16 protein-coding genes and 1 pseudogene are annotated in these 16,610 nt (G+C 34.9%); 11 read left to right on the top strand and 6 right to left on the bottom strand.

All coding sequences use genetic code 11. From position 1 onward, the window contains the following. Window positions 1-341 precede the first annotated feature (341 nt). Window positions 342-1,040, top strand: a complete 699-nt coding sequence (locus tag RYX56_RS18795) for a glycoside hydrolase family 16 protein (protein ID WP_317123584.1) — start codon at window positions 342-344, stop codon at window positions 1,038-1,040. Window positions 1,041-1,619: 579 nt separating this feature from the next. Here RYX56_RS18795 and RYX56_RS18800 read toward each other — a convergent pair. Next, the gene (locus RYX56_RS18800) at window positions 1,620-2,288 is read right to left on the bottom strand and encodes a hypothetical protein (protein ID WP_317123585.1); all 669 of its coding nucleotides are present in this window, start codon (window positions 2,286-2,288) and stop codon (window positions 1,620-1,622) included. Between the two features lie 970 nt (window positions 2,289-3,258). Here RYX56_RS18800 and sda point away from each other — a divergent pair. Further along, a complete protein-coding gene (gene sda / locus RYX56_RS18805; protein WP_317123586.1) occupies window positions 3,259-3,405 on the top strand; it encodes a sporulation histidine kinase inhibitor Sda in 147 nt (48 codons plus the stop codon). On the opposite strand, the gene RYX56_RS18810 is transcribed toward sda, so the two are convergent. The 4 genes from RYX56_RS18810 to RYX56_RS18825 form a co-directional block, all read right to left on the bottom strand. Beyond that, window positions 3,361-3,489 (bottom strand): hypothetical protein, encoded by a 129-nt coding sequence (locus RYX56_RS18810; protein WP_317123660.1) that lies wholly within the window; start codon window positions 3,487-3,489, stop codon window positions 3,361-3,363. The genes sda and RYX56_RS18810 overlap by 45 nt on opposite strands. 517 nt (window positions 3,490-4,006) lie before the next feature. Continuing rightward, a complete protein-coding gene (locus RYX56_RS18815) occupies window positions 4,007-4,612 on the bottom strand; it encodes a LuxR C-terminal-related transcriptional regulator (RefSeq protein WP_317123587.1) in 606 nt (201 codons plus the stop codon). Window positions 4,613-5,327: 715 nt separating this feature from the next. Continuing rightward, a complete protein-coding gene (locus RYX56_RS18820; RefSeq protein WP_317123588.1) occupies window positions 5,328-5,990 on the bottom strand; it encodes a FusB/FusC family EF-G-binding protein in 663 nt (220 codons plus the stop codon). Between the two features lie 330 nt (window positions 5,991-6,320). Further along, on the bottom strand, window positions 6,321-6,482 hold the full coding sequence (locus RYX56_RS18825) for a hypothetical protein (protein ID WP_317123589.1): 162 nt from the start codon (window positions 6,480-6,482) through the stop codon (window positions 6,321-6,323). 848 nt (window positions 6,483-7,330) lie between these two features. Here RYX56_RS18825 and RYX56_RS18830 point away from each other — a divergent pair. The 6 genes and pseudogenes from RYX56_RS18830 to RYX56_RS26550 all read left to right on the top strand — a co-directional run. Beyond that, a complete protein-coding gene (locus tag RYX56_RS18830) occupies window positions 7,331-7,594 on the top strand; it encodes a hypothetical protein (protein ID WP_317123590.1) in 264 nt (87 codons plus the stop codon). Window positions 7,595-7,726: 132 nt separating this feature from the next. Next, window positions 7,727-8,335 carry a dienelactone hydrolase family protein gene (locus tag RYX56_RS18835; protein WP_317123591.1) on the top strand — a complete coding sequence of 203 codons (609 nt, stop codon included), beginning with the start codon at window positions 7,727-7,729 and terminating at the stop codon, window positions 8,333-8,335. 189 nt (window positions 8,336-8,524) lie between these two features. Beyond that, window positions 8,525-8,710: an SH3 domain-containing protein gene (locus RYX56_RS18840; protein WP_317123592.1), complete on the top strand. Its 186-nt coding sequence runs from the start codon at window positions 8,525-8,527 to the stop codon at window positions 8,708-8,710. A 175-nt stretch (window positions 8,711-8,885) separates the two neighbouring features. Beyond that, a complete protein-coding gene (locus tag RYX56_RS18845) occupies window positions 8,886-9,449 on the top strand; it encodes a DUF6434 domain-containing protein (protein ID WP_317123593.1) in 564 nt (187 codons plus the stop codon). A gap of 573 nt (window positions 9,450-10,022) precedes the next feature. Then, window positions 10,023-10,823 (top strand): alpha/beta fold hydrolase, encoded by an 801-nt coding sequence (locus RYX56_RS18850; protein ID WP_317123594.1) that lies wholly within the window; start codon window positions 10,023-10,025, stop codon window positions 10,821-10,823. A gap of 530 nt (window positions 10,824-11,353) precedes the next feature. Continuing rightward, window positions 11,354-11,590 (top strand): annotated as a pseudogene (locus RYX56_RS26550) (class I SAM-dependent methyltransferase); the annotation flags it as partial. Between the two features lie 192 nt (window positions 11,591-11,782). On the opposite strand, the gene RYX56_RS18860 reads toward RYX56_RS26550, so the two are convergent. Next, a complete protein-coding gene (locus RYX56_RS18860; RefSeq protein WP_317123595.1) occupies window positions 11,783-13,009 on the bottom strand; it encodes a C45 family autoproteolytic acyltransferase/hydrolase in 1,227 nt (408 codons plus the stop codon). A 413-nt stretch (window positions 13,010-13,422) separates the two neighbouring features. Between RYX56_RS18860 and RYX56_RS18865 the strand changes: the two genes are divergently transcribed. The 3 genes from RYX56_RS18865 to RYX56_RS18875 all read left to right on the top strand — a co-directional run bounded on the left by RYX56_RS18865 (window position 13,423) and on the right by RYX56_RS18875 (window position 16,597). Then, window positions 13,423-13,701: a metal-sensitive transcriptional regulator gene (locus tag RYX56_RS18865; RefSeq protein WP_317123596.1), complete on the top strand. Its 279-nt coding sequence runs from the start codon at window positions 13,423-13,425 to the stop codon at window positions 13,699-13,701. Between the two features lie 172 nt (window positions 13,702-13,873). Next, on the top strand, window positions 13,874-14,080 hold the full coding sequence (gene copZ / locus RYX56_RS18870; protein ID WP_317123597.1) for a copper chaperone CopZ: 207 nt from the start codon (window positions 13,874-13,876) through the stop codon (window positions 14,078-14,080). Between the two features lie 99 nt (window positions 14,081-14,179). Continuing rightward, the gene (locus RYX56_RS18875) at window positions 14,180-16,597 is read left to right on the top strand and encodes a heavy metal translocating P-type ATPase (protein ID WP_317123598.1); all 2,418 of its coding nucleotides are present in this window, start codon (window positions 14,180-14,182) and stop codon (window positions 16,595-16,597) included. Window positions 16,598-16,610: the final 13 nt, after the last annotated feature.

Here is a 16,610-nt window from a genome sequence, read left to right on the forward strand (position 1 = left end):
ATATTTGGTTATGTTGATAAAGACAAAGTTCCAGGAATAGATTGTATATATTATGATAGTTGTGCTACGTAATTTCTTATAAGGAAACTCTTTGGTAAATAGTATTAGACTCACTAAAGGTGCTTGAGATTCATGGTTATGAATGACCAATTCACGTATACTTTTATAACGAAAAGGTTCTTTTAAACAATCTTCTTAATGGGATTGTACTTTAGTATTTTTATATTATCAATCAGACATTACGATCTCTCCTATGTTGTGGACAAATACACTTCCATAAAAAGTTTAGCTTCATATGATGTAGTAGAATTAGAAGCTTAACAATCGAGGGGTGGAATTATATGACACATGGTAGAACGCTTAACTGGAGTGGTTATACTTGGAATGTTAAGGATTCTTCTAGTAGTAAATGGGGACCTGGACCGAATTATTTTTCAAGTAGTAACGAGAATGTTTGGGTCGATAATGAAGGAAGACTTCATTTGAAGATAACAAAGCGTAAGGGTAAATGGTATTGTGCAGAAGTATATAATATCCAAACGTTAGGTTATGGAACATACCGTTTTTTTATTGATGGACGTCCTGACAAATTAGATCCGAATATCACGTTAGGTTTATTCACTTACGATAGCATTTCTGCAGATGCGGCAACAAATAACAACCGGGAAATTGATATTGAATTTGCAAAATGGGGAAACTCTAATGCATTAAACTCTCAATATGTTGTTCAACCATATACGAAGTCTTCTAATATTGAACGATTTCAAACATCCCTCAATGGATACCGCTCAACACATACCTTTAAATGGACATCATCGGAGATAAAGTTTATGTCCCTTCATGGCCATTATTCAACACTACCCAGTCCGCTAGAATGGTACCTTATTAAGGAATGGTCATATAATGGAGAGGATATTCCTAATACAAACAATGAAAAAGTGCGCTTGAATCTGTGGTTAATGGGCGGCGGGGCTCCTTTAAATCAACATGAAGCTGAAATTATTATAACTAAATTTGAATTTATCCCGATGGAAAATTAGAAACAAACAGTCATTGTATTTGGTTTTTCATCCTAATATCACTTAATAACAGACAAAACCTTCCAAACATACAGTAGTGAAGGTTTTTTTGCATGCTTTTTATAAGAACTTCAAGACGTTTTTATGTAATATCTAAATCCTGGACATTGATACTCATAATTTAAAAAAGCTGTCGTGGATAAAGAAACAGATTATGGAAGCTTATCGCTATCTTTCTTTGTTAAAGCTAAGGTAGCATCTTCCCTACAACCTCAGTTTTCGTAATTTAGTCGAAATAATAGAAGAGGGAGGCTATGCGTTAGGTATTAACCTCAATATGGACTTGAGAAGGCCAAACTCCGCCCAGTCTGGCCAATACGAAATTGGATGCTTAATTAATTTGTTTGGAATTGGACTGTAATCTAGTCTATACAAGTGGTTTATGCAATAGAATGTGATTTGCAGATAAAGCTTGATTCCATCCAAACATGTATTCATTTGACTGCAGATCTTTGACTTCAGTTTCTAAACCTATTTATGTTTGGTGTTGTTCATTATCACCTTTTTTAGTTAATATTTTAAAAACAAAAAGTTTCTTTCTTAGGGGTTTATAAATTCTTTATAGCTTTGATAATAATGAATAGCGAAACCGTCGAAGCTTCGATAATTTTCGTAGGTTTTGGTAACTTCAGATAAAGCTTTCTCTAATTCTTTTGGAGATTGGTTATAAAAGCTGACGTGAGACTCCGGTAACTTTTGAGTTTCAACTCCTACAATTATAGATTTATTTAACTTATTTGCTAGTAGTACTTCCCTGTTTATTAAATGGTTTATACCATTAGCTCCTTCCGCGAAATTCCTGTAAGCCATTATGGTTATTTCATCAACATTTTTAATAATCCAATCACTTAAAACTCCAGAGCCATGAGATGAATTTGTGTAAGAAACGGTATCAAACCAAAAGGGAATGTCAACTCCGAAAACCAATGTATCATCTATAGTATTTTTTAGTTTCATTAAGACATCTTGGTATAATTCTATACTATGTTCTATATCCTCTTCCCATTTGTTAGTTAAATATGGCTCAACATCAATATGAATCCCTTTAAAAGCTTCTTTTGGTGATGCTCCTTTTTCATAATCCATTACCCATTTGCAAAACTTAGCCACTTCTTTTGTTTCATAAATCCAGTTTGGGGAGCCTCCCAAAGCATAGACAACTATGTTGTTAGAATTAGCCTTTTTAATAAATTTCTTATAGTTTTCCACTTCTAATGTCGGGTTAATATAAAGATAAACTGTATTAAAGTCTTGCTGGTTTAAAAAATGGATGATTTGATCTTCATTTGATATAATTTCTGTCGTTTCCCATATCCAAATGGCTCTAGTGTTGTCCTTAGCCGAGAATAATACCTCAAAACATTTAAATATTAGGAAGGAAAATATGAATATTAAAAATAATTTTTTTATTGCTGGACCTCCTAACTGTATTTTACGTAGATAAAGTACAAATAATTGTAGTTACGCTCGTGTACGCTACTTGACACGGTTCATCTATGGACATACTCCTTTAAAGGGTATGTGATGGAGAACAGCACCTTCCCTCTCCGTGGTAAGTTGTAGCGAAATTTTGTCTTTAATCTCTGCCCTTTTGTTAGAAATACTAGATTTTATTTATATTTATGAAAGGGCGCCCTAAATTATACTAATTTCACCATTGGAAAGGAAAAATACTCAAATAACCTAATCTCTACCGAAAGTATCTGTTTAGGCAAGATTTATAATGAAAGTCATCAACTCTACTTCTAAAGTGATGATTGCATAAAAGAAAAAATAGACGAGGTGTACGTACTTTGGTATCACCTTATAAAATAACATGGCGCGAGGGATGCTGTTGGAGTATACATAAAGAGCAGGAGACGGTGATCAAGTTGCCGGCTGGGAATATTAGGAATGATGTGCAGGACATATGAGCTTCTTATGTGAATTCTTGATAATTGTATAGACATATAACAATTAAACCCTTATAATCATTAAGGCTATTTAGCTTATTTTTAATTTTAAAAGCAAGTCTAATTACAGACATGAAAAATCCATTTAGAACGTGATAGAATTCATCATCCAGTAATACTCACCAGATCGCCTTCAAAATTGTTGTCAAGAGTAGTGTCTGCTAGGAGAACCGATGTTTAAATTTTTGGTACAAACCTAGAAGAAACTATGAAAGTGAGGTAAATCTATGAGCCTTAAATATATCAATGATGCAAATTTGTTAGAGTCTTACCGAACAGCAATCCAACTTAAATTAGACGATGATTTTGTAAGCCTACTTAAAGAGGAATTAGCTAGAAGAAATTTGTTGCCAAATGATCATATTTCTAATTAAATCTAACTCATTTTCTTTTAACCTTCTACCTAACTTAGATTCAAAATACTCAATTAAAGCACTTACTTCTTCTTGTGATTCCAATTGAACCCCTCCTAACTACACATATTATATCTCTGGATACAAATTTCGACAATTAATAGCCCAACCTATGTTAATTCAAATTTATTGCACTTCACTTATGAAGCGCTTAGAGAAATGATGAAGTAGAAGGTGGTTAAGGTAAATAAAGTTTAGTCTTTTTAAGTCCAACACATACTGTAATATCTTCAATTTTTTAAGTGAGTTTGATCAAAAGGAATATTTATCAATATGTTAAAGAGAGCGTTTATTAATTCACTATCTAGCAACATGGAAGAGTGTGTATCGAACGATCAATCAGGGCTAGAGGATCCTAGTAACGTGACTCCATTGTTAAATCGACATGTCGTTTGGTATAGTGTTGTCTTTTTTTGAAAGGGTCTTACATGATGCTAATCATCTTAGGCTGACAACAATGGTATCCTTATTTCTTTAACAAAGTATGTTAGATTGGACTCTAGTACAGAGAACATTCCCGTAAACTCCCTCTTGAAGTACATCTAAAAAGGGGAAAGTAAATTCAAGAAATATGTCTAGTATTAATGAATAATTTCTTTATAATCCCTACCTTTGATGTAACCTTTAGTTTCTTTTTAATATTGTAGATATTATTGTTAACAGTATGCACACTAATATAAGCTTTCTTTGCAATATCTTCTGTCGAACACCCATGGTACATATAGTAAACAATTGCTTTCTCTGTTTGGTTAAATGTTGTAAAGGGTTCATGGGTAAATATTGGTCTGTCTTCTTTTCTAACCTTTTTCTGCACACACTTCAAAAGGGGGTCTTGAAAAGCCAGAGATATATAAGGGTAATATAAAACCGCTAATTTTAGTTCTTGATCAATATTCTCCATATTAGCAGGGATAATACTTGCCTCGTAATTCTTTAGAATGGATCCTAAGAGATGCATTTCTGTATCATCAATCATCCAGACAATTAGGGTGTTATCATCCAAGGGAACTTCCTTTATATACGAGATGAGCTGTTTCTGAGGTAGACAAGTGATTGAAACGTTTTGTGATGACGCTGCAAAGTAACGTCTAATGGCGGGGGAGAGTGATCGATTGGTAGTAATAAGGGTGATGTGTGGCAGGTTTTGACTTGCGGTCAAACTATTCAACTTCCTTTCCTTCCTTTCCGGTAAATCTTAGCAAAAAATCGACTTTACATGAATTTTAACCCATTTTACGCAACCTAAGAAATATGCCAAAAGTTGTGTATTCGTGTTAGGTCTAATAATGTATACCATGTAAATAGTGTTGAATCAATTAAATGGTTCACCTATAATGGTGATATGAACAGAAGTGTAATGAATCTTGCGCTTTTTCTCTCCTGAAAATAGCCTGTACGCAGTATCTAGCTGTATACAGGCTATTTCTATAATATAAGATCGATTAAGAAGGCCTCACATCTTTGATATTAAGGATGAGGTTGCTAGTATATATTAAAGTAAACTATATGCTGCTGCATAGGTACCAACAAATAACGGGAGTTATCTTGGGCCCTGTAGGACGTTCTTGAAACATGAAATCACATCCTTTATGGCTTAATAGTAATAGTTTGTTAGTTGACAGGTTGACTAATGTAACGGAACTCGATCGTTACACCTGGATCCTTGTTATACTGTTCGCAGGGAGAACACCAGCTGATGTCCTCATAAATTTCAAACCATCCATTAGAGACCATCTTATCTAGCTGATATGCGGAACAGTATGAGCTAGACCGTCTCCTCGATAGCAACAACAAAATCTTCCGTTTCGTCTGCAGTCAATCTTAAGGGGCGTGGTCCAATGGAAGGCATGCAAAACTAAAAAAGCTGAGGGAACATCCCTCAGCTATTTTCTTAAAAGTTCAACAAATTTATTCAATCCATCTAAAAGAATTAGATTCTGATTACATCTATGACTGTCACTGCAAATGTAATTACCTCTATTTGTATACGTTTCTTTTCCAGCTTTCACTTTAGACATGAACAACCCAATATCTTCATGGTGGTTACATAATGAACAAATTCCTTTGTTATTCTCCTGAAAACTCCCTTGTATCCCCTTTAATTTTCCATTGTAATCAACAATAAGAAATTTTCTTTCTGAACGAATATCATACCAACCTAAATAAGAGATTTCCTTGAAATCTATCTCTTCAAGAGGGGGACCCTTCAATTTCTTAGCTTTAGGAAATAGTTTTGTTATCGTTTTTTCCGTAATATTTTTAAATGGGGTTACATAATATTTTAGTTCAGATAAAAATGATTCGGCTTGATAATCTTTTTCGATAGAAACTACCTTATTTAATAAAGCCTTTTGGCTTTCATTTATATTAGGTAATAAAGTATATATTTTATCTAGTGAACTTAATTTTAAGGCATTCAGAACTCCTTGATCCTGAGTGGTTAAATGAGCATGAACAAGGTTTTTTATTTGAAACTGAATAAAGTTGTATTGGTCATTTCTTATGAAGGGTACATTCTTTATTGTTGAATTTATTTTGTTTGTCATTTCTCTCAGCTCCTTATTATATAAAAAATGGAATTGATAATAAGGTGCAAAACCGCTTATCAGAAATGAGGTGGCGATGAAGTTGCCTTCACCTCATGCAAAGTATCGCCGTTCTAACAAGAGGCTTTGCATGAGACGTTACAAACTTTGGCTGATGTAAAAACATTCTCGCCATTTTTATATCACCTCCTGTAAACCTAAAAGTATTATACAATATCTTGTATTCGGTTTCATACCTTATTTCTCCCCTAAAAGGTGCAATCCTTTAGGTGTCGTTTGATAAAAGGGAAGTTCATACTGTCTTTGAAGAGCAGATTCCTTCTAAAAAGATTATTGAAAACTTACATCTCTTTTACCGTATATCTTAGCAAAAGCACTTACGAGCTTATCGTTTAATTCAAATATAGTTTGAGGATTTTCTAATCCTTTCAAATTAACGTTTCCGATAATGGAATTCACTACTTCAATGTAATGGTCCATATTTGTCGTCATGTTTTAAGACGTCCTTTGCTTAGTTGTTCACATCGTACTAGCGACAATAATAAATATTAAAACTCCCAAATTTCCATTTGAGTACGCGGAACAGATTTAACTATTACAGTATTAATCTGTACGATGTGAAAAAAGGGAATGGTTGCAAATGTGGTACTGGATATTTTACAAAGAGAGAATGATGAAATACGGAAAACGATTACACTTTATTCAACCATATTTATATAAGTATGGCATGAAAACTCAAGATAGGTTCTCTGCTGCCACTTCAAGTTGGTCCGTACCGTCGGGGACTTATTATTTCCGTTGGACAAAAGCAAATGATAATTCAACTTTAATAGGTCGTGCTACTATTACTAACTAATCTTGAAAAGCCAAGGAGTTGCTATTGGTTATCTTATATATTTAATATTAAGACCATTAATCACACCTATAATTCTCAATGAAATAAATGAATCTACAATGATTAAATAAAATTAAAAAGTACAGACAAAAGGATTAATGAACTAGGCCCCTTTTGTCTGTATATTTTTGGTCTTTAGTTTTTAACGCCTTCTATAGGAGATCTATATAATCATATTGAAATGAAGTGTACAAAGATGAACAATCTCCTTAGTGCAAACAGCTTATCTCCCCACCACTCAATTAATGAAGTAACCAACTTTTTAATAGAAACCTCAGTAAAACACGAAGGTGAATATGATGGTTTAATGGAACTAATAAAAGTGAGGTCTTGGTAGATATCAGCTAAAAGGAAATTAATGTTAAAATAATAAAAAAGAGTATTAATATATACAAGCAGTTGAAAACCGTATTCTAAAATCTATTACTATACAAGGAGATAAAGAATGAGAAAGAAAATGTTTATAATCTTATTAGCCCTGGTTATTTTGGTCCTCGTTGGAAATTGGAATGTAGATCAAGAAAATGCTGATAAAGATGCTCAATTGGGTATTGAAGAAAGGTTACTTATAGCGAATGAAGAAATAAAAGATTTAAAACAACAAAACGCTCATTTAAAAGAAGAAAAGGAGCGAATAGAAATAAAGCTCAAAGATGTGATAATAGAATTAAATGCTGAAGATGAAATTGTATATCAGGAAATTTATTAGAATAAAGGAAAGAGATGCTTTATAAATTCATCGCTTTCCTTCTTCAACGAACGGAGCAGTTTAGTTGAAGAAGGAAAGATATAATATGTTATAAATTGTCCAATAAGAAACTTAGGTTTACGGGAGGTGCAAATGATTAAATTAATACATAAAAAGTCTGATACTGTAATCATTGTAATACACGAAATTTATGGGATTAACCAACATATGAAGATTTTTTGTGAGTTTTTATCAGAACAGAATTTTGATGTTTTTTGTCCTAATTTATATGAACGTGATACTCCCTTTGATTATTCTCAAGAGGAAGTAGCTTATCATCATTTTATGGAGAACGTAGGTTTTGAAAATGCATTACATAAAATAAAAGATGTTTTGTCAGATATTAAAAATGAATACAAAAAAATATATGTCATCGGATTTAGTGTTGGTGCCACTATAGCTTGGTTATGTAGTGAGGACGAATCTGTTGATGGGGTAGTGGGATACTATGGTTCACGTATTAGAAATTATGTTGCCATATTACCAAAATCTCCAATAATGCTATTCTTTCCGCAAGAGGAAAAATCATTTAATGTGGATGAGTTAATTTCAACTTTGGATAAAAAGAATATTAAGATATATAAATTCAGTGGTCAACATGGATTCAGTGACCCGTACTCTTCAAAATATAATGAGAAGTCAGCACAAAAAGCATATAGACAAATGATGGATTTCTTTCAAAATATACATTATCTCAACTGACTCCTTATTGAAGAAACGGGTAGCGATTGCTGAACAAGTAGCAGTCGTTTTTCTACTAAACCAGCTAATAGTTTGTCAACATTTTTCAATAAAAAAGTTAAAATATAAATGATATACTAAAAATGAGTGCACCATATAACCTACCATTTCTCACCACTTGGAAGGTTTTGGACTATTTAGTTAGACGTAGTGATTACACTGCATGAGCAAGGGTTGATTCTAGAGGATTATATTGCAAAAGAATTAGAGGTTAATGTTGATGAACAGCTTATTAAATTTAAGGAACTTAATGGTTGGATATGGGTTAAAAGGCTAACTAACTCAGAAGAAGGTTGGGTACCTAAAGAAAACGTAAAAGAAGTAAGTGATCACTAACCAAAAATGTTGCTAACAAGTTCTTAAATTTAATGGAAGGATTTGTTGACTTGGTTCTTGGTGCTTCTTCAAGCAGGATTGTGAAATAAATTTATTGGTTTTATATGGTAAATGCAATAGACAATATAAGAATGTATGTTCTATAATTGACTAAGATTAAAAGGAGGTGGAGGATGTGAGACCGAACCTAACAAAAGAAATTAGTATTAAAGATTTCGATAATTACTATTGGTTAAAGGAAGAATTACAAACGTTTTGTAGGGAAAATGGAATAAGTGCATCTGGTTCAAAAATAGAAATTTTTGCTAGGATTAAAACTTATCTTCTTACAGGAGAAATTAAAAAGCCAATTAGGAAAACAAAAATAAACAAAAAGATAGAAAATAAATCAGAATTAAGTCTTGAAACAGTTATTACTGAAAACCACCGTTGTAGTCAAGAGGTAAGAGCGTTTTTTAAGACAATCATCCCTAAATTTCATTTTTCTACTTATATTCAAAATTACATTAATAATAACATCGGAAAAACATATAGTGATGTTGTAGTTGCTTGGAATGTGGAAGAAGAACGAAAAAAAGACCCTACATATAAGAAGAACATCGCTCCTCAATTTGAATATAATCAATTTATTAGTGATTTTTTTGCTGACCCCCAAAATAAAGAGAAAACTCGGAAAGAAGCGATTGAAGCCTGGAATAGAATCAAAAGACTTCCAGGAAGTAATAAGTATAAGCCCTAATTAACTCTCTAAGTTAAGACATATAGATAAATCTTACCTTGTGAAAAGATACACTTAAACTAATGGGGGCTTGATAATTGAACAAGGAATATGGTAAATCAAGAAGGAAAAGGGAGTGTTTATTTGGCTCTATGGAAAGGATATGTTATTACATTTGTTGAAATAGTAATCTTTTTGTTTATTGGTTTTATTCTTACAGAAAATGTATTAAGCGTAGTATATGAAAGTGTTGGTATTTCTTATTTAGGCAATGTGGGTAGTGTTATCTTTGGTCTTTCTTTTTTATTATTTTGTTTATATACGTTATTTAGTACTTATGTATTATCTAATAAAAATCTACTCTTGAACGACCGGATTACTTCTCTTACTTTTTGGATAGTGTTTGTTTGGTCAATCTATTCTGTATTTTCTCCTTTTGTGAGGGGGGAAATTTAAATTATTTAAGTAACGTGCGATTGCTCAATAAAGGGTAATCGCTTCTTCTTGTTGAAGTAAAGGGCAGGGTAGTTGAATAAGGTATTGAATTTTTTAGTCTTTTAATTGAAATTAGAGTATAGAGTGGAGAATACTATTATGAAATGTAAAGTTAGGAGTCGAAGTATTTTTTATGAAGTTATTGGTGAAGGTACTCCTATATTAATCCTTCATTCCTTGGGAACAGATCACCGTTCTATGAAGGCTTGGGTAGAACCTATTTTCAAAGATATTAATGGGTACAAAAGAATTTACATAGATCTACCTGCACACGGAAATAGTGTTATTGATGAAAAACTTAGGTCAACGAATGATATGCTTTTAAATATATTGGATTTTATAGATACCGTATTGCCTAATAAGATCTTTTCTTTAATAGGTTTTTCTTTTGGGGGTTATTTAGCTCAAGGGATATTGCATTTAAGACAAAATCAAGTAAAGAGTATCTGTTTGCTTGCCTCTGCCCTTCATTTAAAGGAGAGGACATTACCTGAAAAAGTAACCTTAGAAAAAGATGATGGTATACTTACTGATTTTAATTCGGATATAAGGAGTGCTTTTGAAACACTGTTTGTATACCAAAATAAAGAGAACCTTGCCTGTTTTTTGAGAGAAATTCAACCTGGACGATTATTAGCTAACAGAGAGTTCTTAACTTCAAATTGGAGGGAAAAGGGGTACTTTCTCCCTGAAGAACCTTTTCATGATGTTTCAGAGTTACAGCATCCAGTTTTAATTATTCTTGGTAAACAAGATAATATCTGCGGGTATAAAGATTATGGTATTTTCCTCAAGAAGTTTCCTAATTCAACCTTTGTTGTATTAAATAAAGCAGGACACATGCTTCCTATTGAAAAACGCAAAATCGTACAGCAACTAGTTGAAGATTGGTTAGTATAAATGAATTTGTTCTAATCTGCGATTGCGTGCGTTAGCAGATTAGAGCTAACTTGACACAGGTACATTTGATATTGACCCAAATACATATTTTGGATCCTCAGAAGTTGAAAGAAAAAACATAAACGATGTAACGGTTGAATTAACGGATTACACCCATCATCAAGGTACTAATGATAACAAACAAATTAATGTAGAATCCTAATTAATGCGTCTCCTGTTTTTATTACAGGAACGCATTTTTTTATAATATATAAAAGGAAAGTTAGTGTTAAATTTAAAACAACAGTTATTAAAGTAACGGGTGCGATCCTTAAAGAAGCAGGGACTGGCATGCAAAAGGGAAAGATCTAGCAAAGTTAGTTGAAATAGCAAATCTAAAAGGAGAAGAGAAGGTATTAGATATAGCAACTGGTGGGGGCCATGTAGCTAATGCGCTAGCACAAGATGTGGAAAGTGTAGTTGCTTATGATCTTACAGAAGAAATACTTGAAGCAGCTAAATCATATGTAGAATAAAACGGAAATGTAAATGTTCATTTCGTTCAAGGTGATGCAGAGAACTTACCGTTTGATGACTCTGAATTTGATGTTATTACATGTCGCATTGCTGCCCATCACTTTCCTAATTTATTATCCTTTATTAAAGAAAGCTATCGAGTTTTGAAGAAGAATGGACAGTTTTTATTGATTGATAATATCGCTCCAGAGAAGGAAAATTTTGATAAATTCTATAATAAAGTTGAGAGTATCATAATAAATTCCGCATAAAAGTAGTAGATGGTCAAGTCCACTCCTTTGTAGGAGAATCGATTCTTCTTAAAGCTGTGAAGCATTTTGAGAAGTAGTTACACATATAAAAGACGTCCTATTTTGAACTGGACGTCTTTTTGTTAGTAGTATGGCTTGCTCAGAAAGAGTTGAACTCAAACATTATGAATTTAGTACTATGTTACTCGTTATTTAACCTCGATGCCCAACCGTTTCTTCCAATCGATCGCTTTGTTTTCCAGAGCTGAAGGGCTTTGGAATATGGGGGCGATCGACACTAAATGGGATGGCTGGTGCTACGCTAGGTTGGCCTAACTGAGCCCACATACGTTCCTTGCTACCATCGAATGTTCCAGTTGATACAGATCCCATCTTCACACCATTGATTTCAGCATCAGAATCAATCCAATACGTGCTATCATCATAAGCTGGATCTTGATCCTCTGAAATTTTAACTAAACGTTGGATATTGATTTTGCCAAATTCGTTATCTAATAGGTTCTGTGCACGATCCAAGCGATTATGAGTAGAAAGGTACCAACTCCATCTTTCATTTGATGGGTCCGATTCAAGAGTATCAAACTGCTCCATGCCAGGAAGGATATAATGATTTGTATGAGCCATTGCCTCGTCTACTACCCAATGTGCGGCTGAATGATTAGCAGTTGTTTCAACCCAAGCAGCTTCATCACGATCAGCCACCGCATAGACAGAACCAGAGGCACGCTGAAGGTTCTCGATGTAATCAACCCCATCTTTGGCATTAGAAGCCGCTTCTAAAGCTAGACGAATCACAACTAAATTTCCATAGCCGCTGCCAGTGTCCCATGTTGATAAGACATTGTTTCCAACAGATACTCCATTTTCGTTGATCCCCATGGCAATACCTGTTGAGCCAGCACTCGTAATTCCAATATACGTATAACCATTTTCAGGTTCTACTTGAACGACGACCTGTTTAGAGCCTCTATTTGCATCGCGAGTTTTGTGATAATACGCATTTCCGCTTTGTGTAGCAGCACCAGTGGCTAACATAGTTGTGCAACCATCTCCCATAACCTCTTCTTCTAATGCATTAAAAGCTAGTAAATCTTCATATCGAACGTTAGCGTATGTAGTCATTGCTTGTAATTGTTCAAGAAGCTCAGGGTTTTCCACTGCTAAAAAGTCTTCATAGTCGCTAGCAGCATTAATAAGATCCTCTTCTGTTAAATTGGCCAGAGGGGCCATTGTTTGGAAGAGACTAATATTTTCCTTGATTTGCTCTTTAGCCTGTTTCCCGTATTGCTCACCGATTTCTTTAGGACTACCTTTTAGCGTAATGTTTGCATCATTACCCTCGGCTTTAGCTTCAAAAGAACCAAAGGCTCCAAATGATAGAAGTACAATTAGTGAAAATAGTAGAAACTTAATTCTCATTGTCCGCATCATCTCCTATAGTTTTATGATAAAGCTACTGCTCAAAAAGCACCTCCTTCTACTTGGACTAAATAACTACTTTCTGTGCTTACAGTCATGTCTACTTTAATGGTAACGATAATAGAAGACGATTGTAACCCACTAAACGGAGGATTTTTCTGATTTTTACCGTGGGTGATTAATACCATATAATGTTAAAAAAACTAACGACTGGTAGGGTTAATGACTTATAGAAAAGAACGTAATCTGACGTGAGAGAGTAGTTCTTAGTTACTTCTGATAGATGGTCCGCAAAGGTTAAAGGAGGTCCAACCCGCTTATATGCAAGCTAGTATCTGCATTCAGTACATTAGGAATTTCCCTAATCCTGTGTTAAAATAGTCTTACGGGGTATACGTATGAGGAGGATGGTTATGGAACCTAAGAAAACAGTCCAACCTAATAAGCAACAAATATTAAACAGACTAAAACGTATTGAAGGCCAGGTGAGAGGCATTCATAATATGATTGAAAATGATCGTTATTGTGTAGATGTTCTGACACAGATATCAGCTATTCAAGCTGCTATTAATAAAGTCTCCTTAGGGCTTGTAGAGGATCATACTCGTCATTGTGTGGCAGGTGCTATTAAAAATAATAATGGCGAAGAGGCCATTGATGAGTTAATGGGTGTTATGAAAAAGATGCTTTAATGAATCACGTAATCAGCATCAACTCAAGATATCAAAGTAAGAGCGAACAGGGGAGAGAGAACGCATATCTGTTCTGAGAAATTACTTGATATATTTTTATTACTTGAATACTATACCCGTGTATAGTATATTGGTGTTGAGGTTACTTATATCATTACTGGAGGTTATAAATATGACACAAGAAACACTAACAGTTAAAGGAATGTCTTGCGGGCATTGTGTAAATTCAGTTGAAGGAAGTGTAGGCGAATTGACTGGGGTAAACTCTGTCAAGGTTACTTTGGATAAAGGTCAAGTTGAAATCTCTTATAATGACAATGAAGTGAACCTTGATAAGATTAAAGAAGTCATTGAAGATCAAGGGTATGATGTTGTATAAATAGCGAGTTGAGAGGATGATCGTGCTTACTAGTGGAGCACGATTATTTTCTCAAAAAAATATACCTATATGGGGTATAGAGGTTAGGTGGGATTTACGTTGGAACAAAAAGAAGTTTCGTTAAATATAGCGGGCATGACCTGTGCGGCCTGTGCCAATAAAGTGGAAAAAGGATTATCAAGAATGGAGGGGGTGGAAGAAGCTAACGTCAACTTTGCCCTTGAAAGAACAACGATCAAGTATGATTCTTCTGTAGTGGATACAAAAGAATTTGAAGCTAAAATAGAAAAGCTAGGGTATCAAGTGATTCATGCCAAGACAGAGTTTGATATTTCCGGCATGACCTGCGCTGCTTGTGCCAACCGTATTGAGAAAAGAATGAATAAACTTGAGGGTGTGTCAGCGGCCAACGTCAACTTTGCGTTAGAGACTCTATCGGTGGAATATGATGATCGTGTTGTAAAACCAAATGAAATGAGTGAAGTCATTAAAAAATTAGGCTTCAGTTTAATTCCTAAGCAGGAAACGAGAGAAACGGTCGACCATAAAGAAAAAGAAATAGATAGACAATATGGGAAATTTATTTTTTCGGCGATTTTAACCCTACCATTGCTATGGACGATGGTAACTCATTTTGAGCTGACTGCTTTTTTATATATGCCAGGCATGTTCATGAATCCATGGGTGCAATTAGCGCTGTCCACACCTGTTCAATTTATCGTAGGAGCTCAGTTCTATAAAGGGGCTTACCAGGCTCTCAAAAACAAGAGTGCCAATATGGATGTATTAGTGGCTCTTGGTACGAGTGCGGCTTATTTTTACAGCATTTATTTAGGATGGGAATGGATGAGAGCTGGCAGTCAAGGAATGCCTGAACTCTATTTTGAGGCTGCTGCGGTTATCATTACCTTGATTGTGTTAGGGAAGTTGTTTGAAGTACGTGCAAAAGGTAGAACAAGTCAAGCGATTCAAAAACTGCTAGGCTTGCAAGCAAAAACAGCTCGAGTTATTCGAGACGGAGAAGAAGTAGAACTTCCTGTTGAAGAAGTGATGGCAGGAGATACAGTCGTGATCAAACCAGGAGAAAAAGTCCCAGTTGATGGTGAGATTTTAGAGGGGCGATCTGCGTTAGATGAATCTATGATTACTGGTGAAAGTATTCCGGTTGATAAGAGTATTGGCGACCCGGTAATTGGAGCTACAATCAATAAAAATGGATCGATTAAAGTAAAAGCAACTAAAGTAGGAAAAGATACAGCTCTTTCTCAAATTGTTAAAGTAGTTGAAGAGGCTCAAGGATCAAAAGCTGATATTCAACGTATGGTAGACAAAGTATCAGGAATATTTGTACCAGTCGTAGTGGTCATTGCCATTGCTACGTTTTTGATTTGGTACTTTGTCGTTACACCAGGAGATTTCCGTTCTGCGCTAATTCCGACGATTTCTATTTTAGTCATAGCTTGCCCGTGTGCCTTGGGGCTTGCTACACCAACCTCCATTATGGCGGGTTCTGGGCGCGCTGCGGAAATGGGATTATTATTTAAAGGTGGAGAACACTTAGAAAATACACAGGTGATTCAAACCGTTGTATTAGATAAAACAGGAACCGTTACAAAAGGTCAACCGGAACTTACGAATGTTTCTGTTTCAGGTCGCTTTGATGAAAAAGAAGTATTGTATTTCGTTGGTTCTGCGGAGAAAAATTCTGAGCATCCCCTAGCGCAAGCAATTGTAAATGGAATTAAGGAGAGAGGGATATCCCTTAGTGATTCAAGTGACTTTGAAGCAATACCTGGCTATGGTATTCGTGCTATTGTCGATGATAAGGAAATTCTTGCAGGAACAAGAAAGTTAATGAATCAACACTCAATTCATATGGAGAATGCAGACTCTTTAATGGCGGAGCTTGAGAACGAAGGTAAAACAGCGATGTTAATTGCCATAGAGAAAGAATTTGCTGGAGTCATTGCAGTTGCAGATACAGTAAAGGAAACGTCAAAAGAAGCGATCAGCCGAATGCTTGATCTAGGGCTTGAAGTGATTATGCTTACTGGCGATAATGAGCGCACAGCAAAAGCAATCGCCAAACAAGTCGGTATTTCTAACGTAATTGCTGAAGTCATTCCAGAACAAAAAAGTGCAGAAATTGAAAAGCTTCAAAAGCAAGGAAAGAAAGTCGCTATGGTAGGGGATGGGATTAATGATGCCCCAGCGCTGGCTGTAGCAGATATTGGAATGGCTATTGGAACAGGGACAGATGTAGCAATCGAAGCCGCAGATATTACGTTAATGCGTGGCGATTTAAACAGTGTAGCAGATGCCATCCACATGAGTAGAAAAACGATGAGAAATATTAAACAAAACTTATTCTTTGCCTTTATCTACAATACAGCAGCTATCCCCATTGCTGCTATTGGGCTGCTGGCACCTTGGGTAGCAGGTGCTGCAATGGCGTTTAGTTCGGTTTCAGTTGTCTTAAACGCGTTACGGCTGCAGAAGGTGAAATTTACTAAGTAACATAGGAGGAGCC

It is taken from the genome of Alkalihalophilus lindianensis (assembly GCF_032843265.1).
GTDB classification, from domain to species: Bacteria; Bacillota; Bacilli; order Bacillales; family Bacillaceae_D; genus Alkalihalophilus; species Alkalihalophilus lindianensis.

Bases quoted from the DNA above. Each gene is read 5' to 3' on its own strand.
- RYX56_RS18795 (WP_317123584.1), top strand. From the start codon at position 342: ATGACACATGGTAGAACGCTTAACTGGAGTGGTTATACTTGGAATGTT.
- sda (WP_317123586.1), top strand. From the start codon at position 3,259: ATGAGCCTTAAATATATCAATGATGCAAATTTGTTAGAGTCTTACCGA.
- RYX56_RS18820 (WP_317123588.1), bottom strand. From the start codon at position 5,990: ATGACAAACAAAATAAATTCAACAATAAAGAATGTACCCTTCATAAGA.
- RYX56_RS18825 (WP_317123589.1), bottom strand. From the start codon at position 6,482: ATGACGACAAATATGGACCATTACATTGAAGTAGTGAATTCCATTATC.
- RYX56_RS18830 (WP_317123590.1), top strand. From the start codon at position 7,331: ATGAGAAAGAAAATGTTTATAATCTTATTAGCCCTGGTTATTTTGGTC.
- RYX56_RS18835 (WP_317123591.1), top strand. From the start codon at position 7,727: ATGATTAAATTAATACATAAAAAGTCTGATACTGTAATCATTGTAATA.
- RYX56_RS18850 (WP_317123594.1), top strand. From the start codon at position 10,023: ATGAAATGTAAAGTTAGGAGTCGAAGTATTTTTTATGAAGTTATTGGT.
- RYX56_RS18860 (WP_317123595.1), bottom strand. From the start codon at position 13,009: ATGAGAATTAAGTTTCTACTATTTTCACTAATTGTACTTCTATCATTT.
- RYX56_RS18865 (WP_317123596.1), top strand. From the start codon at position 13,423: ATGGAACCTAAGAAAACAGTCCAACCTAATAAGCAACAAATATTAAAC.
- copZ (WP_317123597.1), top strand. From the start codon at position 13,874: ATGACACAAGAAACACTAACAGTTAAAGGAATGTCTTGCGGGCATTGT.